Source organism: Desulfobaccales bacterium (genome assembly GCA_041648175.1).
Taxonomy (GTDB): domain Bacteria; phylum Desulfobacterota; class Desulfobaccia; order Desulfobaccales; family 0-14-0-80-60-11; genus 0-14-0-80-60-11.
On the sequence record JBAZPO010000009.1, the window covers coordinates 36,671 to 61,478 of the forward strand.

Consider the following 24,808-nt stretch of genomic DNA (forward strand, 5'->3'; position numbering starts at 1 on the left):
GCTAAGTGCAAGGGCAACCGTAATGAATGAAACGGACCTCCAATTCATCTGGCTCAATGACGACCTGCTGCCCCTGGCCCAGGCCCACATATCGGTGAACGACCGGGGTTTCCAGTTCGGGGACGGCCTGTTTGAAACCCTGCGCGCGGACTCAGGCCGGGTGCAGTTTCTTAACGAGCACCTGGAGCGTCTCAAGTCATCTGCCCAGGCTTTTCGTCTGCCGTTTCCCGCCGAACTCCCCTGGGAAGAGCGTCTAGGCCGGTTGCTCACGGCCAACAGCCTGACCCAGGGACCGGCCCGGATAAAAATCCTGCTCACTCGGGGAATCGCGCCCGGTCTGGGCCTGCCGGAGGACTGCCGGCCCACCCTGGTCATCTGGGCCCACCCTTATACCCCTCCCACCCCGGCCGAATACGCCGCGGGCTGGGCGGTAGCGGTCTTCCCTGAAGGCCGCTCCACCTTCGTAGGCCGCCACAAGAGCCTCAACTACCTCTTCTACCTGGCAGCCCGGCAGTACGCCCTGGACCACGGGGCTCAAGAGGCCCTTATCCTGGAGGCCGATGGCCTGGTCTCCGAAGGCGCCGCCACCAGCCTGGTCTACCTTCATCAGGGGCAATTTTATACCCCAGAAGCCTTAAGCTCCCTTCCCGGCATCACCCTGGCGGTGCTGCGCCGGGGCTTAAGCGCCCGGGGCCGGACCCTTTCTGCCCGTCCCACCAGCGTCGCTCAGCTTCAAGCGGCCGACGGCCTCTGGCTGGCCAACTCCCTCATGGGCCTCATGCCGGTGGCCGCCATCGACGGCACGCCGCTCACTATCAGCGCCGCTACATCATTTCTTCAAGAGCTTCTGGAAGCCACATAAGTACAGGATCGAAGGTTTTCCTTATTAACTAACACCTGACACCTGAAACCTGTCTTTAATCATCCCCCCATCCTTTCCAACACCCGGCGCAACTGCTCGCCGGTCTTCTCCATGTCACCGGGCTGGTAGTCCCCTTGGGGAAAGAGTTGCAGGCCGTCGCTGTGGTAGCGGGGGATGACGTGTAGATGCGCATGGAACACCACCTGCCCCGCGGCCTCGAAATTGTTCATGTGGACGTTGAATCCCGGGGCCTGTAACGTGGCCTGCAGGGCCTGGGCCACCTGCCGGCAGACCTGGCCCATCTCCATCCAGAGGCCATCCGGCAGCTCCAACAGGTTCTGGTGATGCGCCTTGGGGATGACCAGGGTGTGCCCATAGTGCACCGGCGCGATATCCAGAAAGGCCAAGGCCGTAGGCGTCTCCAGGATGCGCACCGCCGGCATCTCCCCCGCCGCTATCCGGCAAAAAATGCAGTCTCGCATTACTATCCTTTCATCGGTAATCTGTCTCTGGAAGTTTAGTTCCTTGTCATTATAGCCGAAAAATAGTATGTATGTCCGCACTTCACCAAGGTTCTTTTTTAGCCAGGGCCGCGGAACCCAGAGTAATGACCGCCATAACCATCCAAGAGATCGAGGCCGCGAGAGTGCGGCAGGCCGGAGTGGTCCTTCGCACTCCCCTCATCTACTCCCATACCTTGAGCCGGGTCAGTGGCCGGGAAGTCTTCCTGAAACTGGAAAACCTCCAGACCACCGGTTCCTTCAAGTTGCGGGGGGCCATCAACCGCCTGACCCTGCTCAAAGAACGGGGGGAAGGCGCCCGCGTGGTGGCCGCCTCCGCAGGCAACCACGGCCAGGGCGTGGCCTTCGCTGCGGCCCACCTGAATCTGCCGGCGACCATCGTCATGCCTCAGGGGGCCTCTATCTCCAAGCAACTGGCCACCCGGGGTTATGGCGCCGAAGTGCTCCTCCATGGCCGGGACCTGGGGGAGGCCCTGACTCGGGCCCAGGAACTGGTGGCTCAGGGGTACACCTTCATTCACCCCTATGACGACCCCGAAGTGATTGCCGGGCAGGGCACTCTGGGACTCGAGATCATCGAGGACTTGCCCGAAGTGGAAACCGTGGTGGTGCCGGTGGGAGGCGGTGGCCTGGCCGCAGGTGTGGCCGTGGCCTTAAAGGCGTGCAAACCCCAGGTGCGTCTCATCGGCGTCCAGACGGCCCAGGTGCCTTCCCTGGCCGCGGCCTTGCAGGCGGGCGCCCCCACCCCGGTGCCGTCCCGCCCCACCCTGGCCGACGGCATTAACGTCCCCCTCATTGGCCGCCACCCCTTCCCCGTCTTGCAGCAGCACTTGAGCGAAGTGGTGCAGGTTTCGGAGCAGGAAATCGTCCAGGCGCTGCTCCTTTTGCTGGAGAGGAAAAAAGTCCTGGCCGAAGGGGCGGGCGCGGTGGCCGCGGCGGCTTTGCTGGGCCCCCTGGCGGGCCGGGACCTGGGCCGCCGGGTGGTCCTGCTGGTGAGCGGCGGCAATATCGACATCCCCCTGCTGGAGCGGGTGGTGCCCCGGGCCTTGCTGGCCAAACGCCGCCTCTTGACCCTGAGGGTGGCCCTCCCCGATTCCCCCGGCTCTTTAGGCCGGCTCACCAGCCTGTTGGGTGAACAGGGTGCCAACATCCTCCATCTCTTCCACGACCGCCTGGCCCAGGAACTGCCCCTGGATCACACCCGGGTGGAACTCAACCTGGAAACCCGTGGCCCGGAACACGGCGACACGGTCCTCAAGGCCCTGCAGGAGGCGGGCTATAAAGTTGAAGAAAAGCCTTAAAGACGGAGCCCCCTGCAAAACTTGTAATATAGGATAGCCGCAGGCTTTAGCCAACGCTTGTCTAGGCAGCCTCAACTTGAATTTTGATAGAGGCTCGACGGTTCTCTATCTTTTTCTGTTGTATCCTCAAAAATCCAAACCTGTCCGCAACCTTGGCAGGTTAGCGACGCCTGAAAAGGATAACATGTTGATCCTATCGGCAATCCTTTGGAATTTTTGATAAGTTTTGCTGGTGGCAAGAAACCGGCAGCTAATGCACCTATGTTATTTTTCTAACAATTCTTGCGGCATAATCAAGAGTGAGTGCGCAGTGAGCGATTGAACCTGACCTGCTGGCAAGCCATGAACCATAAAAGCGGGTGTATAGGCTTTCCAGCCTGTGCGGGTTAACATTTTTCTAGATAGCATAATGAACACTAGAAACTTATCTATAATGCATCAATTTCCCCGTACTTCTCAAAATAGCTGGTTTGTGAAAATCTCTCCTCAAAAATATTCCTCTAATTGAGATTGTATGCTAAGGTACTCCTTCAAGAAGGGGTTTATATGCATTTATTCAATAAAGATTTTTTTCATAATATAAATTTGTTATTAAAACCGAAGCTTCTTCTGCCTTCGTATGAGATTAATGATATTAATACGTTGTATGATTTGCTTCCCAATCTTAAGAATGTTCGTGGGATAATATTTGATGTAGATCAAACTCTTATTGGTTTTAATAGAAATACGATTGATAAGAATACTGAAATGATCATACATTATTTTAGTTCAAAGTATAAATGTTGCTTTTTATCTAATTATCCAAATCAGACATATGCAGATATTCGGCTCAGAAATATCGAGAGACAAATCGGAATTCCAATGATCAGAAGCAAGTATAAGAAACCTGATCCTTTAGCGTTTAAAGAAGCACTATATGCTCTTGGGACAAATGTTAACAATACCGTAGTTATAGGTGATCGTATCCTAACTGATATTATAGGGGCTAATAATATTGGAATGATATCAATTTTAGTTAAGCCTATAAACTGGAAACTAGATCCAGTACTGATGGTAACTATCCCAAGGATTTTTGAACAAATACTGGTCAAAATTATAAAATATTTCGTTAATATTAATAAAAATGAAATTAAATAGATTTAGACACATATATTCATTTCTAAACCATCCAATTACAAAAATTATTGGATTGTTTGCCGCATTATGTTCTCTCATTGTAACGCTCCCAAGAATTGTTAAAAAGATAAATACCATCTTTGGTATTGGTTCGATTACTGAGATTCCTCCTTATTTTTTATTATTTTTCCTTGTTTGTATATATATTTACAGATCGATCAGCTTGAAATCTATAAAATTCATTCCAACTATAGCAACTACTTTTAGGTTTATTTTTGCTGCTATATTTATTGCTTATATATTTTATCTTGAATATCTCGGCACTAGTAATCCTTTTTTAGTAATAATTAGTTTCTTTTATCTTATTTATTGTCTTGTTTTAACAAGTTGGTTTAAAAGTCCAACATATGCTGATGGAAGGGTTGCAAGAACTATTATTGATATAATATTTTCTTTTATTTTTTGCGTTTTTTGTGGTGATCCTTTCTTTATTTTTTATTTACTATTATTTATCCCTATATGTGTAATATCGCGATATAATTCAGATATTGAAATATACTCTTGTATTTTTCTTACTGGAATTTTCTACATTTTATCAATCTCTTTAAATTATAGATTGTTTCATGTTATTAGTATTCCAGAAACTGTTAGAGCATTTAGCATCCAAATTGATAATTATAATAATATTGAATGGTTCATAAAAAGATATTATATTGAAATTCCAATATTGATATTAGTTGGTTCTATTTTTGCTGTAGAAAGAAGAAAAGAATTTAATCATAAAAAATTAATGGAGGACATATCTGAATGCCTTGATAAGAAAACATGTATAACCTCAATTATACAAATATTATGTGAAAGATTAAATATCGAATTAGGTTTAATAATTTGCAAGGATGGTCAACGCACATTTATATCGCATGGATATTCAATGAATGAAAAAACTTCGTTGCCAAAGACAGAATTTGCAAATTTAAACAACATGAGTATATTTAATGCCATATTAATAAAAAGTTCTACAGTGGGAATCAATGATGGTATTAATCATGAATTGAGGAGTGAACTTATTAATAGTAAGCATGAATATGAAGGTTTAATTCGGGAGGCCATATATACAACATATATATGTACTTCTATTTCTAATACAGAACCTCGATATTATTTTATCATCTTTAACAAATTAACAAGAAATAGGAGATTTCTTCGTAGATTCACTGATAGAGATAAACAAATAGTAAGAACAGTGGGGCCATTAATATTTAGGTGTATCAATGACCTAACTATTTAAAACTTTTTATAGATAACCCAATCCATAGATAGACCTTTATACCACGCCGTGATAACAAAGAAACTTATTTTATCCGCAAGTTTTCCTGCCTGATTTTCATTAATTGGGCAAATCTTTTGATGGGTTGGGTTTGAGTTGCGCTTGTAATAGCTAATTACTGCTATTCATGTGTTGGCAGGCAAGGAAAAATGAATATTCAATATGGTATCATTATATTATGTCAAAATTATTTTCCGTAATGGAGAATGATCTAAAACCTAAATTTCTTCTGACCCTCCTTTGGGAACGTTAAGGAATTACTTCTAAAGTCCCCCTTTGCCAAAGGGGGATTTAAGGGGGATTTAAAAATCAGCCAGCAGTATGAATTTATGGCAAACGCTAGAATCCTCCCACGCCATCGTTTATGGCGTGGTTGCAAGTGATCCTGACCCCTTCAAAAGCCTGTCACCTTTCTCATCCTTGCTGGATGCCCTCCCAGTCCCCAGTTTATGCTGTCTCCATGCCTTGCCGGGATAAAAGCGGCTCACTGCTGGCCAACCTGAGGGAAATCGGCAGGCGCAAGCCGCCCCGCCTGTACCGCGTCCCGGCACGGGGATGCCAGCCCATCATTAATTTATTGATATTAATGACTAAATTATGCGAAAGTCGGATTATTACCCTGGGACAGGCGCGGGACAAGCGCGTGACAACCTTGGCACTGCCTCGACCGGAACGCGCTTTCATGCGGGTTTAGGCCGGGTATATGGCGAGGGTACCTTGGCAATGTCCCGGCACATGTGCCGGATTTGCCCTTCAAATCAGCCCGCGCCCGGATATTTCCAGCGATTTTTTGGGTAGTTTTGAGGGGAAAAAGCGCATTTAAAGAGCGTTTTTCTCTATCATTTTGAACAAAACGCCGGCTGTAATTATGTTACTATCCGGAAACAGCTTTAAATCAAATACCTTACCAAAGGAGGACTTTGAAGGCCGTCGCATTTTTAAACGTTTTCGGATGAGCACTTACTTGTTAGAATATGAGAAACTTCGCTGCGCTCAGCCTGACCATTCTTATCGAACGCAGGTTGAAATGACTTGTCATGGGCTCCGTCGGCTCTTAACCTCCTGAATGGCGGACCGCCTGACTGGCTAATCTATAAGGTCTATTCCCAAAGAAAAAATGGAAAAATTAGAAATCGAAAACGGCAAACAGGAAACCCCAACCATGGCCATTTCCGCCCGCATCAGAGCTGCAATGCAAAACTCCTCCTGGATCAGGCGCATGTTCGAAGAGGGCGCTGAACTCAAGGCTCGCCTGGGGCCGGACCGGGTCTATGATTTCACCCTGGGCAATCCCGATTTGGAGCCGCCGCCCCGGCTCAAAGAGGAACTGGTCAAAGTGGCCGCGGACCTGCGTCCCGGCCTACACAGTTATATGCCCAACGCCGGGCTCCTTAATACCCGTCAGGCCCTGGCTGACATGCTCTGCCGGCACCACGGCCTGGAATTCAAGGCCCAGGACCTGATCCTCACCTGCGGGGCCGCCGGCGGGCTCAACGTCGTCCTCAAGGCCTTGCTGGACCCGGGGGATGAAGTCCTGATTCTGGCCCCCTATTTTCCCGAATACCTGTTTTATGCCGATAACCACGGCGGCATTGCCCGGGTGGTGGAAACGGACGAGAACTTTGAGATCGATCTGTACCGCCTGGGTGAGGCCTTAAGCCCCCGGACCCGGGCGGTGATCATCAATTCCCCCAATAACCCCACCGGCCAGATGTACGACGCCGCCACCTTGAAAGAGTTGGGGCGGTTTTTGGCCCACCACGCCGGGCGCCACGGCCGGCCGGTTTACCTGGTCGCGGATGAGCCTTACCGGCACATAGTCTATGACGGCATGGAGGTCCCCAGCGTCTTTGCGGCCTACCCCAACACCCTGCTGGTCACCTCATTTTCCAAGGACCTGTCCATCCCCGGGGAGCGCCTGGGCTATATCGCCGTGAGCCCCAAGGCCACCGGCCGCGGTGAACTGGAAGGCGCCATGGTGCTGGCCAACCGCATCCTGGGATTTGTCAACGCCCCGGCCTTGATGCAGCGGCTGGTAGCGAACTTGACCGAAGTGACGTTGGATATCACCCCTTACGCCCGGCGCCGGGACCTCCTCTGCGACCTCCTCGCCGGCGCGGGCTATAAATTCCTCAAGCCCAAGGGCGCCTTCTATCTCTTCCCCCAGGCCCCCGGCGGGGATGACTTAAGCTTCGTGGCGGCCCTCAAGGAAGAAAATATTTTGGCGGTGCCGGGGCGAGGTTTTGGCCGGGCCGGCTATTTCCGCCTGGCCTTCTGCGTGCCTGAGCAGGTCATCCAGGCCGCAGCCCCCGGTTTTGCCCGGACTAAACAAAAATTGGTGGGATAATTTTTTGACTGAAATTTGATAGCTTCGTAAAAAGTCAAAAATTCCCTCCCCCTTGATGGAGGAGGGTTAGGGTGGGGGTGAAATAATCCGTCTTCGACCAGTTATTTTCCCCCTTAATCCGCTTAACCAGGGGGAAAATGACTTTTTACGAGTTCATCAAAACTGAAAACCGAAAACAGGTGCGGTGTCTCATGGCCAAACGCCCCAAGTTGCCCCGGCCGGTGCCGGTCAAAGAGGTGGTCCAGGGGATTTTGTCCCCCGGCGACAAAGACGACCTGGAACTGCGCCAGCATATCCGTCGGGTCTGGGAAAAGGCGATCCCGGCCGCGCTCTTGGCGCATTCCCGGCTGGTGGACCTGCGCCGCAAGGAACTCTGGGTGGAAGTCAGCGACAGCCCCTGGAGCCAGGAACTGCAATTCCTGAAGCCGAAAATCCTGGCAGCCCTGGAGCAAGCCCTGGGACCCGGCAAGGTCAAAGACCTGCGGGTCCGGATAGGGCAGTTCTCATAGATCCCCCAAAAAAAAAATCTCAATCAGTCCTAAAGAAATTCCCTAATCCATCCGAATAAAGCTTTAACGCCGTTTTCCCTTTTAGATACTGGCGTAGGATAGCCGCTCTCGGCTGTCCACACTTCAGTTAAGCGCAGGCGAGGGCGTCTGCGCTACATTTTGACTAAAGGGAGCGGTACGTGAGACTTTCGCAGAGGGTTCACAACTAATTCAAAAAGATAATAAAATTTGATATTATAAATTTAATACAAAAAAATAAAATCAGTAAGCACCATCAAAGTTTGTTCATCTCGAACCCAGTGACCGCTCAGTTACGCCGTTGCCATGGAGTGATGGGTGCCCATGACCAGAATAGTAAAAAAGTCACCGCTTACGATCCTGCTGGTGGAAGACGATCCCTTGATTCGGGATCTATGCCGGGAACTGCTGGAACACCTGGGATACCGGGTGGAGACCGCGGGGGACGGCACTGAAGCCCTGAACAAGTACAAAAGACTGGAGCAGGTTGACCTGGTGGTTTTGGATTATTACCTGCCGGACAAGAATGGCCGCCAGGTTCTCAAGGATTTCAAGGCCCTGGACGCCAGGGCCCGGGTGCTGATGGCGTCGGGATTCTTTTCTTTTCAGGAGGCTGCGGCGCTCAAGGATGAAGGCGCCCTGGGGTTGATTTATAAGCCGTACCGGTTGACTGATCTGGAGCGCCGGATTCAGGCGGTGTTGAAGGGCCGGTCGGGGTTTTAGCGGCCGCCGGCTGGTTCTGCCGGTCAAACCTGAGCAATACTGCGCCAACGCGGGTGAGGCAAGCAGCTTCCCGCCAGTCCGGGCCCAAGAGGTTGGCGGCGAACTGGCGCAGAAAATTCAGGTCCGGAATGTGGGAGGCAATGAGCCAGAGCCTCTGGGGAGAGGCTCCGTCTGACTCCGTAGTGTCCAGCCCCTTTTCTATGCAGGATTGACCCCAACAGACCCCGGCAGCTGGTCCCCGGTAATAGTATTTGAAGGGCGCCACCGCAAAATAATAGACGTAAACCAGATCCCGGGGTTTGAGGTTGGCTTCCAGGTGGGTCACCAGGGGTTGGATCTCTTCCCGGTTATTGAGGGGATAAAGGTTTTCACGGAGCCCGGCCCGCGGGTTGAGGGCCACCAGGAACGCTACGGTCAGGACCAGGGCCAGCCAGCGTTGGCGCCGATGCCAGAGCCAGGCGAACACAGCCCAACTCCCTGCCGCTACGGTCAGATAGAGAAACGGGGCGCTGAACAACATCAGGCGGTTGCCGCCGTAGTGGGCCATGAACGGATAACGGTGCAGGCAGGCGGCCCCGAAGGCCAGCAGCAGCGGCCCCGCCAAGTACCATAAGAACTTACCACGGTTCTGGTGGATTAACGCGACCACGCCGGCCGCCAGCAAAACCGGCCCCCAGAATACCCCCCACTCACCCAGGAAATACCAGAAATAGCGGTAGAGAGCTGGCCCCAGCCATTTAAAAAATGGCGCCACCCCGGAAAGATTCGGGAAGTCCTGGGCCCAATACGCCATCAGTCCGGGGTCTATCTCCCGCCGAAAAAACACGATATAGTAGATGGCGAAGGCCAGGACCCAGGCCCCGCCCACCAGGGCCAGACGGCCTCTATGGCCCGGGGGCAGGGCGGCCCACAAGACCACCCCCACTACCGGCAAGGTGAAAATCAGGGCGTGCGAAAAGCCCAAACCAACTACCCCAGCCAGGGCCAGGACCAGCCAGCCTCGCTCACCCTGGGAGGTTCGCAGACGTTCCGCCAGCCAAACCGCCAGGATGGCAAAAAAGGCGTCCCCGCTATACTGCTTGAGTTCCTTGGAATAGTAGACCATGATGGGGGAGAAGGCCACTGCGGCCAGGGCCAGCAGCGCGGCCGGACCTTCCAAGAGAGCACGGCCGAGCCGCCAGACGACCACAAGGGTGCCGACGCCAAACAGAAAGGAGAGCCCCCGGAGCACCAGTTCACTGTGGCCCCAGAGCTGCACCGCGCCCCACACGCTCAGCAAATAAAAGGGCGGGGTGGACTGCCTCGCGGCCAGGGCGGCCAGGGCGCTGGGCTGCATGGCCGCCAGAGCCAACCAGGCCTCATCGGTCCACAGGTCCCGGCCCCCCAAGTCATAGAGACGGAAATAGACCGCCACACCAAAGAGGATAATCAGGGCCGCCCAGGTGGCGTTAATGGGTAGACGATAAGTGCTCTTGATCAACTTACTTGCCGGGCAGTGGGAGATATAGTAAGCAATTAATATCGAACGTTATTAATATACAATTTTTTTGTCATATTTGATAGATTTGCTAAAAAACGGTACTCTTTTCCCTGGTATTAAATAGGAAAATCGGCATCTTGCAAAGAATAAAGAATTAGGAGAAGGAAGGGCTAGAGGTCGGATGCTGACATTAGCCACCTTGGGCCATGTATGTCGGAGGTGATCATGGACGGAGGAAAGCAAGGAGCGGCCTTTCTTGAGCAATTCAGGGATTTTCTCAGGTTTCTCCAAAGCCTTTGGGGCCTCCTGGGAAGCATCTCCGTCTTATTTCCCCTTTCCAACGCCTTCACCAAGCTCATCCCGCTGGAAAACATGGCCAATGATGGCAGCTATAGGATACTCTCCCCCGATCTGATTACCGCCCTCGCCACCCTCGTCACGCTGTTTGTCATTTTAGACACCTTCAGCAAGCGTATGTTAATCTTCGGATCAGCCCTGCGGCGTCAAGCCTGGAAGGCGTTTGCATTCGGTTTCCTTATGTTGATAACTTATCTTGCTCTTTACTTCTTCCCTCGCTGGGACACAATAATTCGTTGGGAGTCGGGAGACCCGAAACATTTGATTTTTGAAATCCCCATGATGCTCTGCTACTGCGCATTCTTTGCCGGCATAACCAAGGCCTTTATGCTCATGGGAATGCTGGAATATTTTAAAAAGCCTGATTCTCCAGACTCACCCTCGGAACCTTGAATTTGGACAGCAACTCGCTTCCGCTTTTCCATTGGCCTCCCCCGGTGCTCCCCGGGGACCTGGTGGCCGTGGCGGCCCCGGCCAGCCAGGTCAGCCGGGCTCCCTGGGAAGCCGGGATGCGGATCCTCCGGGATTGGGGCTTTCAGGTGCGCTGCGGTCCGGAGGTTTTAGAACCCCGCCAATATGGGGTGGCTACCGATAAGTTGGTGGCCCGGCGTTTTGAGGAACTCTGGCTGGACCCGGAAGTCAAGGCCGTCATCGGGGTCAGAGGAGGCTATGGCTCCCTCAAGGTGCTGCCATACCTGAATCTTGCCGCGCTTAAGACTGCCCCCAAGCGGCTGGTAGGTTTCAGCGACCTCACCAATCTCCTCTGGGACCTGCACCGGCGTTTGAAGCTGGTGACCTTTCACGGCCCCGTGGTGGCCCAGCTCCCCGAGCTGACCACCGCGGCCCGTGAAAATTTCTATGCCTGGCTTACAGCGATGGGTCCGCAAGCCATAACCTACAAAAACCTTACCGTGCTCCACCCCGGCGCAGCCGTTGGTCCCCTGGCCGGCGGCAACCTTACCACCCTGTGCCACCTGGTGGGTACCCCCTACGCTCCGCAATTTAACGGTTACCTGGTCTTTCTGGAAGACCATAGCGAAGCCCTGTACCGCCTGGACCGCATGCTCCACCACCTGCTCCTGGCCGGGGTCCTGGACGGCGTCCGGGGAGTAGTGTTAGGGGCCTTTAGCAACTGCGGCTCCCAAGACGGCCTCCTGGAGGTCTTCACCACGGCCCTGGCGTCCCTTAAGGTGCCGGTGCTGGCGGACTTCCCGGTGGGCCACCAGCCGGATAACCACACCCTGCCTTTAGGGGCTCGGGCGCGCCTGGATGCCGACTCCGCCTCCTTGATTCTCCTGGCCTAACTCCTGCGTTGTTCCGCAGTCCTCCCGCCCAGCAAGCCACCCTGGTCTTTTAAATTTTATAATATAAATGCCCAGCTGTTCCCATTGACAAGCGCTTTTTGGGCCTTATGTTTTTGGTAAACCCCATCTCTGTGAGGAGGAGTTATGGCTGAAAAAGTATATACCTGTAAAACCTGTGGGGCAGTGGCGACGGAAAAGGGCCATCTATGTGCCCCTATTGAAGAAATGGCCACTTGTGCCTATTGCAGCAAACAGGTACCCCATGCCAAACATTATTGCAAGGGCAAGATGGAAGACCTGAAATATGTGTGCGAGCAGTGTGGCCGGCTGGCGCCTTCCGAAGATTTGCTTTGTAAACCCAGCAAAGTGCCGGCAGTCTGAGGGCCGGTTCAACCCATTTCCCTATACCCATTACCGCATCTCCATACCCGAGGGGTTGAGAATTTCTCCGTTCTCAGCCCCTTACCTTTTCAGGTCAGGTAGGAGTGCAGACCGGTAAGCAGGAAGCTGACGCCGAAGTAGGTGAACAATACCGCCATAAACCCCAGCACCGCCAGCCAGGCGATGCGGTGTCCCTGCCAGCCCTTCAGGAGCCTGGCATGGAGTAAGGCCGCATAAATAAACCAGGTGATCAGCGACCAGGTCTCCTTGGGGTCCCAACTCCAGTAGCGCCCCCAGGCGGTTTCCGCCCACACCGCACCGGTGACAATTCCCAGGGTCAGCAGCAGAAATCCCAATACGGTGGTGCGGTAGATAAGGCTGTCCAGAGCGGGCAAAGGCGGCAGAGCAGGCCGGGGCCGCCGCTCCTGGATCAAATAAAGGATGGCGCTCCCGAAGGCCAGAGCAAAGGCGGCGTAGCCCAAAAAGCAGGTCACCACATGGACGAGCAGCCAGTTGCTCTTTAAGGCAGGCATCAGGGGTTTGATGTGGCTGTCTACCCCGAAAGAGGCATAGGCCAAAAGGAGAGTGGAGAGCACGGCGATCAGGGCACCCAGGTAGCCCTTGAGGTAGCGCCGGAAGGCCAGCAGGCTCAACACCGGCAGACACCAGGCAAAGAAGATCAGGGACTCATAGAAATTAGACAACGGGGCGTGCAGGGTGATAAGCCGCAGTTTTTCGGCTAAAGCTGCCGTCGGGGAATGTTCCAGCGCCAGTTGGTAGTTTTCGATCCAGCGGCCGATGAGGCCAACGGTCTGGATTCCCAGCCCCAGCCAGAGCACGTTCCGGCCCGCGGCTTGCAAGCGGGACGACGACCACAACTCCTCCATCAGAAACAGGATAGCCACCAATAAATAGACCAGCATGACGAGGCCGAAGATCTGGCTGATCATGACGGAGTCCCTCGCTTCAACTCCATAAGGAGCCGTTCCTGGCGGGCGGCGAATTCTTCTCGCTGGCGGGGACTGGCCCCCAGCAGGCGCGCTTGCCATCGCCTTTTAGGGGTTTTAGCCAAGACCAGGGCCCAGCGCTCCGTTGGCCGGAAAAAGGCCAGATACAGCCCGGGCAGAAACAAGAGAAAGCCGGCGTACACCCACCAGACCCCGGGATCATGCTTGACCTGGAAAACCGAATAATACCTCAAAGGGACGGACTCTACGGTGAACCGATAGGGGCCGGGTTGCTCGCCCAACTCGGGATGGTCTTTGAGTGCCCAAAATACCTGAGGATGACCGCCGCCGGGACTATAAGCCATAAGCACCGCCGGGCCGTAGCCCTGAAAGTTGCCGTCCACCCGGACCGCGATGACCTTGCCCCGGTCCCCGGGCAACTCCACCGGCTGGCGCAGGGGCGCCTCGATGGTTTGGCGTTGCTCCCCCATTTGCACGCTCAGGCGGATGGGGCCGGTGGCTTCAGTACCATAAGAGGACTGATAGAAAGTTAAGCCTCCGAAGCTCACGGGCTCATTGACCCGGCAAGTAGCCCGGAAACCCTCCCGGCCATTTTTAAAAAAGGTCAGATCTGAGCGAAATTCCTTGGGGGTCCCTCCCGGTTCATAATAGGAAACCTGGAAGTTGTCCAGGCGCACCTGGAAGTTAAGCGGCTTCTCCGTCCGGGGTCCCACCTGAAAGGCGCTGGCCACTTCCCCCTGGTCTATGGACAACTGGCCGTCCACTCCCCAGAATTTGCCGATCAGCCCCCCCGCCAGAATCAATAGCAGGGCCACATGGATCAGGTAAGGGCCCAACGGACGCCAGCGGCCCCGCTCCAGGAGATAAACCTCTTGATCCTGGAAAGTTTCCCGGCGGCAGTGGCCCAACTCCCGGTGCAGGACCTCCGTGATCCTTGCATGGGGGTCGACGTTCGCCGGCCAGGTAACCTGGCCCCGTTCGGGCAAAGCCAGGGCTGACTCTCGGGTGAGCGGGCGCACCGCGCGTCTCACCGCCTGGGGCAGGCCGTGGACTATGCAGGCCAGGATATTGAGCGCCAACAGGACGATGGGCGCCAGAAACCAGGGGCTGAAGTAGACGTTGGTAAAGCCGCCCCGCCAAAGCAATTCTCCCCAGGCTTCTCCAAACCGGCCCACGTACTGGCTCGGAGGCTGGTTCTGGGGCACCACGGTACCGATGACCGCCACCGCGGCCAGGATCAGCAGGACAAAGACGGTCAGGCGGATGGAGGTTAAGGTCCCCCATAGCCATGACTTGGGTTTAGAATGAATTCGGCTGGCAGACATGCATTGACCGGCGCTGGTGACCTTCTAACGATATCGAGGCATCAGGCAGCGCCCGTATTACTGGGGGAGGGAGAATGACCTGTGGAATAACTGGGGTTAAACTCAGTCTTCTTCCAGATCTTCTTCTTCGCTCAAGTGATCCTCGTATTCCTCTTCGGTGAGCAACTCATCGAATTCCTGACCGGAAGTCATCTCCACTCTAACCAACCAACCCTCCGTGAGCGGGTCCTCATTGATGATTTCCGGCACTTCCGCCGCTTCGTAGTTAACCTCGACAACCTCGCCGGAGATCGGGGCCTTCAACTCCCGGCGCCCATTCTTGGCTTCGATCATGCTGAAGGGCTCATCCTTGATGAACTCCTCGCCTTCCTCGGGCAGCCGCAACCCATAGATCTCCCCCAATTTCTCCTGGAGGTAATCCGTCAGGCCGATGGTCGCCTGCGTGTCATCATCCATCCGGACCCAGACATGGTCCGGACTAAAGCGCATCTCACCGATGGTACTCACCCCAATCCTCGAGATAGTCTGATTCCATTCCCTTTAAGGGCAGACGCTGGGGAAATATAATAACCCACAAAAGGTTTGGCAAGGGTTTTTTGCGTGGCATGTCTATCTTAGTGGTTATTGCATCATTTTTCTCTTCGTTCTGCATCTCGGGGCAACTCTGGCTTTTTAACTTGACAAGAACCGGGGCATTGATTAGTTTACTCTAAATTTCACAATCCCCACGCAGAACAGCCGAAGGGAGGCTTGCTCGATGAAACAGGTTCAAAAAATTCTCTTTCCCATTGATTTTGCCTCGCATTTTGAAAGCTTAGTGCCCTGGGTCTCCACCCTTGCGGAAAAATTTGGCGCCACCGTGTATGTCCTGTTTGTCACGCAGGATCTGTCGAATTTCTCCACTTTTTTCGTGCCCCACGGCAACATCCAGAGTTTTCAGGAAGAGGCGGTAAACTCGGCCAAAAAGAAAATGGCTGGCACCGCGCAGGAATTCTTTAAAGGGTTTCCCAAGCTGGAAACCCGGGTGGACGTGGGCTCCCCCGCGGAAAAAATCCTGGAGTTGGCCAAGAAAGAAAAGATCGATATGATCATCATGGGCGCCCATGGCCGCAAAGGGTTGGACCGGGCCATTTTCGGCAGTGTGGCCGACAAAGTGGTGGCAAGCGCCCCCTGCCCGGTGCTCACCATCCATCCCTAAAGCGCATCTCTCCTACGGGTGCTATCTCCAACCCCTCCGGTTCCGCCGGAGGGGTTTCTGTGTCAGTCTCGCTCGCAACTCCCGTAATTAATCCCCGATAAACTTCAACTCTCGCAGTTTCTGGATCAAGTCTTCCTTCTTGAAGACACCTTCGTGGCGGTAGACTTCCTGGCCCGCAGGGTCCAAAAACACCTGGGAAGGCACGATGGCCACTTTAAACCGGCGAAACCAGGCTTCGTCCTCATCCATATAGAGTTTCCGCACCTGGAACTGTCCGGGATACTCCTCCTTGACGGCCAGAATCACGATTTCCGACGCCCGGCAGATGGGGCAGAATTTACGGTCGAACTCCAGCAACACCGGCAGGGCTGTCCGGGCCGCCAGACTCTGGGCCCGCGCCGGAAGCACCGGAGCCAGCCACATCCACCCCACCAGCAATAGGATCAAGATTTTGCCGCAGTTTGGTTTCTGCATCATCCCGCTATCTCCTTCGCTAACGTTAAGTATCCCCTATTCGGAAGTTTCAGATCCTTAAACATCAGTAAAACAGGAACAGGGAAAAATCAATGGCAGGAAGCCACCAGCCGCACTTTCTCCCCCGGGCCGCAATTTTCCCTTTATAATTGTTCCCTAACGGGTGTATATCAAAATACTAGCAATGGGGATTTGCTGATCTGCATCGCATGGCGGGTGTGTATGGCTGCTGCGGATTTTCAGGACTGGCTCTGCCGCCGTATCGTTACCGAGAGCCGGGACGCCATCATCTTTGCCGACCGCGAGGGCCGCATTCGCCTCTGGAATGCCGGGGCCGAGGCTATGTTCGGCTACCAGGCCGCCGAGGTACTAGGCCACGATTTGGCGGTGATCATCCCCGAGAAGCTGCGGGACCGGCATAACCAGGGCTACCGCCGGGTCATGGCCACGGGTGTCAGCCGCTACGCCACGGAACTCCTGGCAGTGCCGGGCCTCAAGCAAAACGGCAGCCGGATATCCCTGGAGTTCACCATCACCCTGATTAAAGACGACCAGGGTGCGGTCCTGGGGGCCGCGGCCCTCATCCGGGACGTCACCACTCGCTGGCAGCGGGACCAGGAATTAAAAAGACGCCTGGCTGAGTTGGAGGCCACGGGGACAAGGGAGCTCGGGAACGAGCCATTCATGGGCCATTGGCGCAACCAAAACCATGAAAATGTAGCGCCGCCGCCCTCGGCGGCACCGGGTTGCCGCAAGCGAAAGCACACGCTGCACAGGTTGAAAACCTGTGCCACCAAACCTTAAAGAACTTTTGGACATATCGAGGTCTGAGGGAGATTTTCATGCCCAAAGAGCACATCCTGGTGGTGGAGGATGAGGAAGACATCCTGGAGTTGTTGCGCTACAACCTGACGAAGGAAGGGTACCGGGTGACCGGAGTGCTCTCCGGCGAGGAGGGCATGCGCACCGCCCGATCCCAGCCGCCGGACCTCATCATCCTGGACCTGATGTTGCCGGGGATCGATGGGCTGACGATCTGCCGGGAACTCAAGATGGACGCCAAGACCCGGGATCTCCCCATCATCATCCTCACCGCCAAAGGCGAAGAGGCCGACATCGTAGCGGGCCTGGAGTTGGGCGCCGACGACTACGTCACCAAACCCTTCAGCCCCCGGGTGCTGCTGGCCCGGCTCCGGGCCGTGCTCCGCCGCCGCCAGGCGGAACCCACGGTGGAAGCCGATAGCCTCGAACTCCACGAACTGGCCATCCACCCCGGCCGCCATGAAGTCCTGGTCCAGGGCCGGCCCGTGGACCTGACCTCCACCGAGTTCCGTCTCCTCGCCTTCCTGGCCCGGCGGCCCGGCTGGGTCTTTACCCGGTCCCAGATCGTCCAGGGGGTCCAGGGCGAAGACTATTCCGTGTCCGAGCGGGCCGTGGACGTTCAGATCGTGGGCCTGCGCAAAAAACTGGGCGCCGCCGGCAAATACGTCGAGACGGTGCGGGGCGTGGGCTACCGCTTCAAAGAATAAGCATCGCTTTCAAATGCAAAACATTTATGTAATGCTTAATGATTCTCTTGTTTTTTTAACTGAAAACCGAAAACTGGAAACGGATTTCAAATGCGCCGCCGCCGCCTGGTAGCCCAACTCTTTCCCTCATACCTGGTCATTGTCCTGTTGGCCCTGTTGGCGGTCACTTGGTACGTGTCCCAGGCCTGGCGTCATTCTTTCCTGGAGCAGACCGCCGCGGACTTGACGGTCCGGGCCGATCTGGTCAAACCGCAATTTCAGGAACTGCTCAACCCTCTAAATCCCGCGGCTGTGGACCGCCTCTGCAAGGAATTGGGCCAACTCAGCCACACCCGCCTGACGGTAATTCTGCCCTCCGGGAAGGTCGTGGGCGATTCCGCCCAAAACCCGGCCTCGATGGACAATCACGCCGACCGGCCCGAAATCCAACAGGCTTTTGGAGGCAAGATCGGCATCTCCACCCGGCATAGCTACACGGAAGAAACCCCCATGATGTACGTGGCGGCGCCGCTCATGGAGCAGAACCGGGTTATCGGTGTGGTGCGGGCTTCCCTGCCCGTTCTCTTTATCGGCCGGGCGCTCAACGGCATGTATTTTAAAGTCGCCCTGGGAGGCATGGGCGCCGCCCTTCTAGCGGCCCTCCTCAGTCTGCTCATGGCCCGCCGCCTGTCCCGTCCTCTGGAAGAAATGAAGCTAGGGGCCCAGCGGTTTGCTCAGGGGGATTTAAGAGTCAAGGTGCCCGTGCCCGCCTCCGACGAACTGGCCAGCCTGGCCGAGGCCTTGAACTCCATGGCGGCTCAACTGGACCAACGCATCCGTACCATCATCATCCAGCGTCAGGAGCAGGACGCAGTGCTGGCATCCATGGTGGAGGGCGTCATGGCCGTGGACCACCTGGAACGCCTCATCACCCTGAACCAGGCCGGTGCCCGGCTGCTAGGGGTTGACCCTGAGGCCGCCCGTGAGCGTCCCCTCCCGGAAGTGGTGCGGAATCCCGATCTCCAAAACTTTGTGACCCGCGCCCTGGCCAGCCCCAGACAGGTGGACGGGGAGATCATTCTCCGGGATAACAGCCGGGACCGGCTCCTCCAGGTCACGGGCACCACCCTTCGGGATCTCCAGGGCAAGGCCTTCGGGGCCCTGATCGTCCTCAACGACGTGACCCGGTTGCGTCGCCTGGAGCAGGCCCGGCGGGATTTTGTCGCCAATGTCTCTCATGAGCTCAAGACCCCCATCACCTCCATCAAAGGCTTCGTGGAAACCCTCCTGGACGGGGCCATGCAGGAACCGGAAAATGCCCTGAGTTTTTTGCAGATCATCGCCAGGCACGCCGACCGCCTCAACGAAATCATCGACGACCTCTTAAGCCTGTCCCGCATCGAGCAGGATTCGGAGCAGGGCAAAATTGCCCTGTCCCTTGGCCGCCTCAAGGAAGTCCTGCGCAATGCCATCCAGGTCTGCCGGGAACGGGCCGCAGCCAAGGACATCGCCATTGACCTCACCTGCCCTGATGACCTGGCCGCACAGATCAACGCCCCCCTCCTGGAGCAGGCCGTGGTCAACCTCATCGACAACGCCGTCAAATACAGTCCCGCGGCCCGGCCCGTGCAGGTGGAGGCCCGCGCCGAATTCGGCGAAGTTCTGATCCTGGTGCGGGATCAGGGTCCCGGCATCGCCCCGGAACACCTGCCCCGGCTCTTCGAACGCTTCTACCGCGTAGACGCTGGCCGCAGCCGCAAGGTGGGTGGCACCGGCTTGGGATTGGCCATCGTCAAACACATCGCCCAAGCCCACGAGGGCTATGTTACCCTCCAGAGCGCCCCTGGCAAAGGCAGCACGTTCTTCATCCACTTGCCTCAGAGTTAGTTCAACGTCATAACGTTCAAGGTTCAAAGTTAGGTTCGCGCTCTCGTTCCCAAGTTGCACTTGGGAACGCCACTTTCCGCCCAAGCTCTGGTTGGGCACCGCCCGTAGGGGTTAGGTCTCGCCCAATACCCCCCTGCTAAACACCATCCAGCTAATTCTTGCCAAAATCTAGCCGACCGCTCACTGCTTGCTAATTTTCACAAGCTATCCTTACGGAAATATCGCCGGTGCGCGTCATCTGCCGGGACCGGCCATATCTGCAACTGACCCAAGTCCCCCTTTGAAAACGGGGGTTTTGGGCGCAGAAAAAGGTGGCGCCAGGGTGAAAGGACTGCCGCGGGTAATTTCCCGATCTTTGCCCAATCCTAACAGGACGCTAACAATTTCCTAATAAACCTGACATATACATTAACTTTACAAGGGAGAGCATTGATGAAAAAAGCAGCATGGTTGACAGCAGTAATGGCGGGCCTCATGGCCGCAGTCGGTTTGGCCCAGGCGGATAACATATCCATTAATGGGGCTGGCGCGACGTTTCCTTACCCCATCTTTTCCCAGTGGGCCCACAAGTATAACTCTCTCACCGGCGTCAAGCTCAATTACCAGTCCATCGGCTCCGGTGGCGGCATCGCCCAGATCAAGGCCAAGACCGTGGATTTCGGGGCTTCTGAAGAACCCCTGAAGCCGGAAGCCCTGACCGAGGCCGGCCTGGTGCAGTTTCCCATGATCATGGGCGGCGTGGTGCTTGTAGTCAATGCTCCCGGAATCGGCCCAGGTCAGTTAAAGCTCACGAGCGAAACCTTGGCCAATATCTATCTCGGTAAGATCAGCAAGTGGGATGATCCTGCCCTTAAGGCCCTCAACCCCGACCTTAAGCTCCCTTCCCAGGCCATCACTGTGGTGCACCGCAGCGATGGTTCCGGCACCAGCTATGTTTTCACCACCTACCTGTCACAGGTTTCATCGGAGTGGAAAGAGAAGGTGGGAGCGGGGAAATCAGTGAAGTGGCCGGCCCCCAACAGCATCGGCGGCAAAGGCAATGAAGGCGTGGCCGGCCAGGTAAAAGTGGTGAACGGCTCCATCGGCTACGTGGAATATGCTTATGCCCTGCAAAATAAAATGGCCTATACCCAACTTAAGAATAAAGACGGAAAGTTTTTATCCCCGAACATCGAGGTCTTCCAGGCCGCCGCGGCCAATGCCGACTGGAAAAACGCCCCCGGTTACTATCTGATGATTACCAATGAGCCGGGCGAGCAGAGTTGGCCCATTACCGGCGCCACCTACATCTTGATCCATAAGGATCAGCCTAACGCCGCCAAGGCCGAGGCCATGCTCAAATACTTCACGTGGTGCTACGAGCACGGCGACGAGATGGCTAAGAAACTGGACTATGTGCCCATGCCGAAAAATGTCGTCGAGATGGTTGAAGCCACCTGGGCCAAAGAAGTGAAGGCCGGCGGCAACCCTGTAAAATTCAAATAATCTCTTCCTGTATGGGTAGGGTAGGGGTAACCTACCCTACCTGATCTCGATTCATGCAATCAGACTCGGCTTCCGAATTATGTCAAAATCATCCCCACTGACTTCAAGAGGCGACTACTACTTTAAGTGGCTGAGCGCCGTCTGTGCCTTCATTACGCCCCTGCTCATGGCGGGAATCTTCTTTGAATTGCTGAGCAATTCGATGCCGTCCATCAAAAAATTCGGGGTCGGATTCTTATTCTCGCAAAACTGGAACCCGGTTACTGAGCAATTCGGGGCCGCTAGCAGCATCTTCGGGACTATCGTGTCTACCCTCATCGCCATGGTCATCGCGGTGCCCTTGAGCATCGCCATCGCCATATTCCTGGTGGAGCTGGCTCGGCCCAAGCTCAGCAAGACGGTGGGCACCATGATCGAGCTATTGGCCGCCATTCCCAGCATCATTTACGGCATGTGGGGCATGTTCGTGTTCGGGCCTTTCATGGCCAAGTACGTGCAACCGCTGCTCCAAGGCACCCTGGGTTTTTTGCCTTTCTTTCAAGGGCCGCCCATGGGGTTGGGGATGCTGACCGCGGGGATTATCCTGGCCTTCATGATCCTGCCCTTTATCTGCGCCATTACCAGGGACGTGTTCCAGTTGGTGCCCAACGTGGTCAAGGAATCGGCCCACGGCATGGGGGCCACCACCTGGGAAGTCACCTATAAAGTGACCATCCCTTACGGGTTGGTGGGGATTATCGGAGCCCTGTTTCTGGGCCTGGGCCGTGCCCTGGGAGAGACCATGGCGGTCACTTTCGTGATCGGCAACGCCCACCGCATCTCTCCCTCCCTTTTTGCTCCGGGCAACAGTATCGCCTCCACCCTGGCCAATGAGTTCACCGAAGCCACGGAGCTGATCTATCTCAGCTCCTTGATTGAACTGGGCCTGGTATTGTTTGTCATCACTTATCTGGTGCAGATGCTGGCTCAGTACATGCTGCGAAAGATGTACAAATCCTGGAGTGTGGGCTTATGAAGCCCCGGCCGCCTACGGGTCGCCGCCTCATGGACCTGATGGTAAGCGTCTGGTCCGTGATCTCGGCCTTGCTGGGCATCGGCGCCCTGATTTGGATCTTATCCGGGGTGATTATCCGGGGTGTGGGGGCCTTGAATCTTGACTTTTTCACCCGGTTGCCCACCCCGCCCGGCTTGGGCGGCGGCGGCTTGGCCAACGCCCTCCTGGGGACCCTGGCCATGACCGTGGTCGCCACCCTCCTATCCGTGCCCATCGGTTTGTTGGCTGGCATCTACCTGGCGGAGTTCGGCCAGGAATCCTGGATCGCCGACCAAAGCCGGTTCTCCGCCAACGTCCTCATGGGCATGCCCTCCATCATCGTGGGGGTGTTCGCCTATACCCTGGTCGTGCTCCCCTTGGGACACTTTTCGGGGTATGCCGGCGTCGTGGCCCTGGCCATCCTCATGATACCGGTGGTCACACGGACCACCGAAGACATGCTACGCCTGGTGCCCAACACCCTGCGGGAATCAGCCCTGGCCCTGGGCGCCCCACGCTGGAAAGTCACCTTGGCGGTGGTGTTCCGGGCGGCCAAGGCCGGCTTGCTTACGGGGATTCTGCTATCCGTGGCCCGGGTCAGCGGCGAGACCGCGCCCTTGCTATTCACCGCGCTCAACAGCCCGTATTGGTTTTCTTCCCTGTCAGGCCCCACTCCCAACCTCACTGTCACCATCTTCAACTATGCCGTGTCGCCCTATGAGGATTGGCAGCGGATTGCCTGGGCGGCGTCCCTGCTGATTACGGTGTCGGTGCTAGCCTTCACCCTAGCAGCCCGTTTTGTCTTGAGGACAAAACAATAGTAAGTTTTGGAGCCTAAGATGACAAGCGATACCCTGCAACCCGAAAATCTGGCGGCGCCGTATTATGATACGGTTCCTGGAACCCCCGTTCCCAAGATTTCGGTGCGCCACCTGAATTTTTTTTATGGCGAGACCCAGGCCCTGTTTGACAACAACCTGGATATCGCCGAACATAAAGTGACGGCCATCATCGGCCCCTCCGGCTGCGGCAAATCCACCCACCTGCGGATCTATAACCGGATTTACGAACTCTATCCTGATTTCTATGCCGAGGGTCAGGTGCAGGTGAATGGCCTGGACGTCCTTTCTCCCAAGACGAATGTCATGGAACTCCGTAAGAAGGTGGGCATGGTTTTTCAACGGCCCGTCCCCTTTCCCATGTCCATCTTCGAGAACGTGGCCTTCGGCTTAAAACAGCATTATCGCCTGAACAAGAGCGAGACCGCCGACCGGGTGGAAAAGGCCCTTAAGGGCGCGGCCATTTGGGACGAAGTCAAGGACCATCTGGATCGGCCAGGGACCTCTCTGTCCGGGGGGCAGCAGCAGCGCCTCTGTATCGCCCGGGCCATTGTGGTGGAGCCGGAGGTCCTGCTCATGGACGAACCCTGTTCTGCCATCGACCCCTTGAGCACTAACAAGATCGAAGCCCTGATCCATGAATTGAAATCCCGGTACACCATTACCATCGTCACCCACAACATGGCCCAGGCGCTCCGGGTATCGGATTTCACCGCCTTTTTTTTCGAGGGGCATATCATCGATTTCGGCACCACCGAAGAAATCTTTGACCGGCATTCTCTGCTGGACGAGGTGCCCCCTAAGGAAAAACTGAGGGAACTCCTGGAAAATCAACCAAAATATGAAAGCCTTTCTTGATTTGCCCTACTATAATGAGCATGTTTAGTCTGGCGCAGAAAACCAGAGAAGACCAGCCCGTGGCCAACGATTCCAACCATACCAGCGCTATGGAAGACACCTTTCCGTCCGCCGTCCTGCTGAAAAGTCTGGGCCTGCCCGTCAAGCTTTCCGTCCGGCACCTGAATTTTTACTACGGCGAAACCCAGGCCCTGTTCGACAACAACCTGGATATTGCCGAACATCATGTGACCGCCATTATCGGCCCCTCTGGCTGCGGCAAGTCCACCCATCTAAGAGTTTATAACCGCATCTTTGAGCTGTACCGGGACCAGCGCGCCGAAGGCGAAATCTGGCTGGACGGCGTCAATATCCTGGACCCCAAACAGGATGTCATGGAACTCCGCAAGAAGATCGGCATGATCTTCCAGAAACCCACGCCGTTTCCCATGAGCGTCTTTGAAAATGTCGCTTACGGCCTCAAGATGCACTACTCCTTGAGCAAGAGCGAACTGGCGGACCGGGTGGAGGATGCCTTAAAGCGTAGCGCCTTGTGGGATGAAGTCAAAGACGTCCTGCATCGCCCGGGCACCGCCCTGTCCGGCGGACAACAGCAGCGCCTCTGTATCGCCCGAACCATCGTGGTGGAGCCGGAACTCCTGCTCATGGACGAGCCCTGTTCGGCCATCGACCCCATCGGCACCGCCAAGGTGGAAGAGCTGATTAACGAATTGAAAGCCGAATACTCCATTGTCATCGTGACCCATAACATGCAGCAGGCGGCCCGGGTCTCAGACTTCACCGCCTTTTTTTACGTCGGCAGGGTCATAGAATTCGGCACCACCCAACAAATTTTCACCAATCCCGCCAATAAGCAAACCGAGCAATACATCACCGGCCGCTTCGGTTGAGCCTCCGACTGCACGATTCTCCAGCTTTCCTACCAAAAACGAAAAGCGAAAAACCCTAAACGGTATTTCCCCCACTGACTTGATTATGCTAAAAGCA

Annotated in this window: 25 protein-coding genes; 19 read left to right on the plus strand and 6 right to left on the minus strand. The window is 55.2% G+C overall.

What is annotated here, in order from left to right; all coding sequences use genetic code 11:
- Positions 1 to 22: 22 nt before the first annotated feature.
- Entirely contained in the window at positions 23 to 862 is an 840-nt protein-coding gene (locus WC600_10000; protein MFA4903066.1) for an aminotransferase class IV, read from the plus strand.
- A gap of 59 nt (positions 863 to 921) precedes the next feature.
- Here the strand turns inward: WC600_10000 and WC600_10005 are convergent, their stop codons facing one another.
- Positions 922 to 1,344: an HIT family protein gene (locus tag WC600_10005; protein ID MFA4903067.1), complete on the minus strand. Its 423-nt coding sequence runs from the start codon at positions 1,342 to 1,344 to the stop codon at positions 922 to 924.
- A gap of 125 nt (positions 1,345 to 1,469) precedes the next feature.
- Between WC600_10005 and ilvA the strand changes: the two genes are divergently transcribed.
- The 6 genes from ilvA (at position 1,470) to WC600_10035 (ending at position 8,724) form a co-directional block, all read left to right on the plus strand.
- Complete coding sequence (gene ilvA / locus WC600_10010; GenBank protein ID MFA4903068.1) at positions 1,470 to 2,684, plus strand: threonine ammonia-lyase; 1,215 nt, start codon at positions 1,470 to 1,472, stop codon at positions 2,682 to 2,684.
- 546 nt (positions 2,685 to 3,230) lie between these two features.
- On the plus strand, positions 3,231 to 3,821 hold the full coding sequence (locus WC600_10015; protein ID MFA4903069.1) for an HAD-IA family hydrolase: 591 nt from the start codon (positions 3,231 to 3,233) through the stop codon (positions 3,819 to 3,821).
- A complete protein-coding gene (locus WC600_10020) occupies positions 3,808 to 5,088 on the plus strand; it encodes a hypothetical protein (protein MFA4903070.1) in 1,281 nt (426 codons plus the stop codon). Before WC600_10015 ends, WC600_10020 begins: the two co-directional genes overlap by 14 nt.
- Before the next feature lie 1,156 nt (positions 5,089 to 6,244).
- Positions 6,245 to 7,474, plus strand: a complete 1,230-nt coding sequence (locus WC600_10025; protein MFA4903071.1) for a pyridoxal phosphate-dependent aminotransferase — start codon at positions 6,245 to 6,247, stop codon at positions 7,472 to 7,474.
- A 137-nt stretch (positions 7,475 to 7,611) separates the two neighbouring features.
- Positions 7,612 to 7,983: a DUF721 domain-containing protein gene (locus tag WC600_10030; GenBank protein ID MFA4903072.1), complete on the plus strand. Its 372-nt coding sequence runs from the start codon at positions 7,612 to 7,614 to the stop codon at positions 7,981 to 7,983.
- 342 nt (positions 7,984 to 8,325) lie between these two features.
- Positions 8,326 to 8,724 carry a response regulator gene (locus WC600_10035; GenBank protein MFA4903073.1) on the plus strand — a complete coding sequence of 133 codons (399 nt, stop codon included), beginning with the start codon at positions 8,326 to 8,328 and terminating at the stop codon, positions 8,722 to 8,724.
- On the opposite strand, the gene WC600_10040 is transcribed toward WC600_10035, so the two are convergent.
- On the minus strand, positions 8,624 to 10,204 hold the full coding sequence (locus WC600_10040) for a glycosyltransferase family 39 protein (protein ID MFA4903074.1): 1,581 nt from the start codon (positions 10,202 to 10,204) through the stop codon (positions 8,624 to 8,626). The two genes, WC600_10035 and WC600_10040, sit on opposite strands and share 101 nt — an antisense overlap.
- A 225-nt stretch (positions 10,205 to 10,429) precedes the next feature.
- Between WC600_10040 and WC600_10045 the strand changes: the two genes are divergently transcribed.
- From WC600_10045 to WC600_10055, 3 genes are all read left to right on the plus strand, one after another.
- Positions 10,430 to 10,954 (plus strand): hypothetical protein, encoded by a 525-nt coding sequence (locus WC600_10045; protein ID MFA4903075.1) that lies wholly within the window; start codon positions 10,430 to 10,432, stop codon positions 10,952 to 10,954.
- A 2-nt stretch (positions 10,955 to 10,956) separates the two neighbouring features.
- Positions 10,957 to 11,865, plus strand: a complete 909-nt coding sequence (locus WC600_10050; GenBank protein ID MFA4903076.1) for an LD-carboxypeptidase — start codon at positions 10,957 to 10,959, stop codon at positions 11,863 to 11,865.
- Between the two features lie 144 nt (positions 11,866 to 12,009).
- The gene (locus tag WC600_10055) at positions 12,010 to 12,246 is read left to right on the plus strand and encodes a hypothetical protein (protein MFA4903077.1); all 237 of its coding nucleotides are present in this window, start codon (positions 12,010 to 12,012) and stop codon (positions 12,244 to 12,246) included.
- Between the two features lie 89 nt (positions 12,247 to 12,335).
- On the opposite strand, the gene ccsA is transcribed toward WC600_10055, so the two are convergent.
- From ccsA to WC600_10070, 3 genes are all read right to left on the minus strand, one after another.
- A complete protein-coding gene (gene ccsA / locus WC600_10060) occupies positions 12,336 to 13,196 on the minus strand; it encodes a cytochrome c biogenesis protein CcsA (GenBank protein ID MFA4903078.1) in 861 nt (286 codons plus the stop codon).
- Positions 13,193 to 14,539 carry a cytochrome c biogenesis protein ResB gene (locus WC600_10065; GenBank protein ID MFA4903079.1) on the minus strand — a complete coding sequence of 449 codons (1,347 nt, stop codon included), beginning with the start codon at positions 14,537 to 14,539 and terminating at the stop codon, positions 13,193 to 13,195. Before WC600_10065 ends, ccsA begins: the two co-directional genes overlap by 4 nt.
- A gap of 102 nt (positions 14,540 to 14,641) precedes the next feature.
- The gene (locus WC600_10070) at positions 14,642 to 15,046 is read right to left on the minus strand and encodes a glycine cleavage system protein H (GenBank protein ID MFA4903080.1); all 405 of its coding nucleotides are present in this window, start codon (positions 15,044 to 15,046) and stop codon (positions 14,642 to 14,644) included.
- Positions 15,047 to 15,296: 250 nt separating this feature from the next.
- Here WC600_10070 and WC600_10075 point away from each other — a divergent pair, with 250 nt between their 5' ends.
- Entirely contained in the window at positions 15,297 to 15,737 is a 441-nt protein-coding gene (locus WC600_10075; GenBank protein ID MFA4903081.1) for a universal stress protein, read from the plus strand.
- Positions 15,738 to 15,824: 87 nt separating this feature from the next.
- Here the strand turns inward: WC600_10075 and WC600_10080 are convergent, their stop codons facing one another.
- Complete coding sequence (locus WC600_10080; protein MFA4903082.1) at positions 15,825 to 16,214, minus strand: thioredoxin family protein; 390 nt, start codon at positions 16,212 to 16,214, stop codon at positions 15,825 to 15,827.
- A 219-nt stretch (positions 16,215 to 16,433) separates the two neighbouring features.
- Between WC600_10080 and WC600_10085 the strand changes: the two genes are divergently transcribed.
- The 8 genes from WC600_10085 to pstB (WC600_10120) all read left to right on the plus strand — a co-directional run bounded on the left by WC600_10085 (position 16,434) and on the right by pstB (WC600_10120) (position 24,711).
- Positions 16,434 to 17,015, plus strand: a complete 582-nt coding sequence (locus WC600_10085; protein MFA4903083.1) for a PAS domain S-box protein — start codon at positions 16,434 to 16,436, stop codon at positions 17,013 to 17,015.
- Positions 17,016 to 17,053: 38 nt separating this feature from the next.
- Positions 17,054 to 17,740: a response regulator transcription factor gene (locus WC600_10090; protein MFA4903084.1), complete on the plus strand. Its 687-nt coding sequence runs from the start codon at positions 17,054 to 17,056 to the stop codon at positions 17,738 to 17,740.
- A gap of 90 nt (positions 17,741 to 17,830) precedes the next feature.
- The gene (locus WC600_10095) at positions 17,831 to 19,606 is read left to right on the plus strand and encodes an ATP-binding protein (protein MFA4903085.1); all 1,776 of its coding nucleotides are present in this window, start codon (positions 17,831 to 17,833) and stop codon (positions 19,604 to 19,606) included.
- Between the two features lie 432 nt (positions 19,607 to 20,038).
- Complete coding sequence (pstS, locus tag WC600_10100) at positions 20,039 to 21,091, plus strand: phosphate ABC transporter substrate-binding protein PstS (protein ID MFA4903086.1); 1,053 nt, start codon at positions 20,039 to 20,041, stop codon at positions 21,089 to 21,091.
- A 79-nt stretch (positions 21,092 to 21,170) separates the two neighbouring features.
- Entirely contained in the window at positions 21,171 to 22,106 is a 936-nt protein-coding gene (gene pstC, locus WC600_10105; protein MFA4903087.1) for a phosphate ABC transporter permease subunit PstC, read from the plus strand.
- The gene (gene pstA / locus WC600_10110) at positions 22,103 to 22,945 is read left to right on the plus strand and encodes a phosphate ABC transporter permease PstA (protein ID MFA4903088.1); all 843 of its coding nucleotides are present in this window, start codon (positions 22,103 to 22,105) and stop codon (positions 22,943 to 22,945) included. Before pstC ends, pstA begins: the two co-directional genes overlap by 4 nt.
- Before the next feature lie 18 nt (positions 22,946 to 22,963).
- On the plus strand, positions 22,964 to 23,821 hold the full coding sequence (gene pstB / locus WC600_10115) for a phosphate ABC transporter ATP-binding protein PstB (protein MFA4903089.1): 858 nt from the start codon (positions 22,964 to 22,966) through the stop codon (positions 23,819 to 23,821).
- A gap of 59 nt (positions 23,822 to 23,880) precedes the next feature.
- Positions 23,881 to 24,711, plus strand: coding sequence for a phosphate ABC transporter ATP-binding protein PstB (pstB, locus tag WC600_10120; GenBank protein MFA4903090.1), 831 nt, complete (start codon positions 23,881 to 23,883; stop codon positions 24,709 to 24,711).
- Positions 24,712 to 24,808 lie beyond the last annotated feature (97 nt).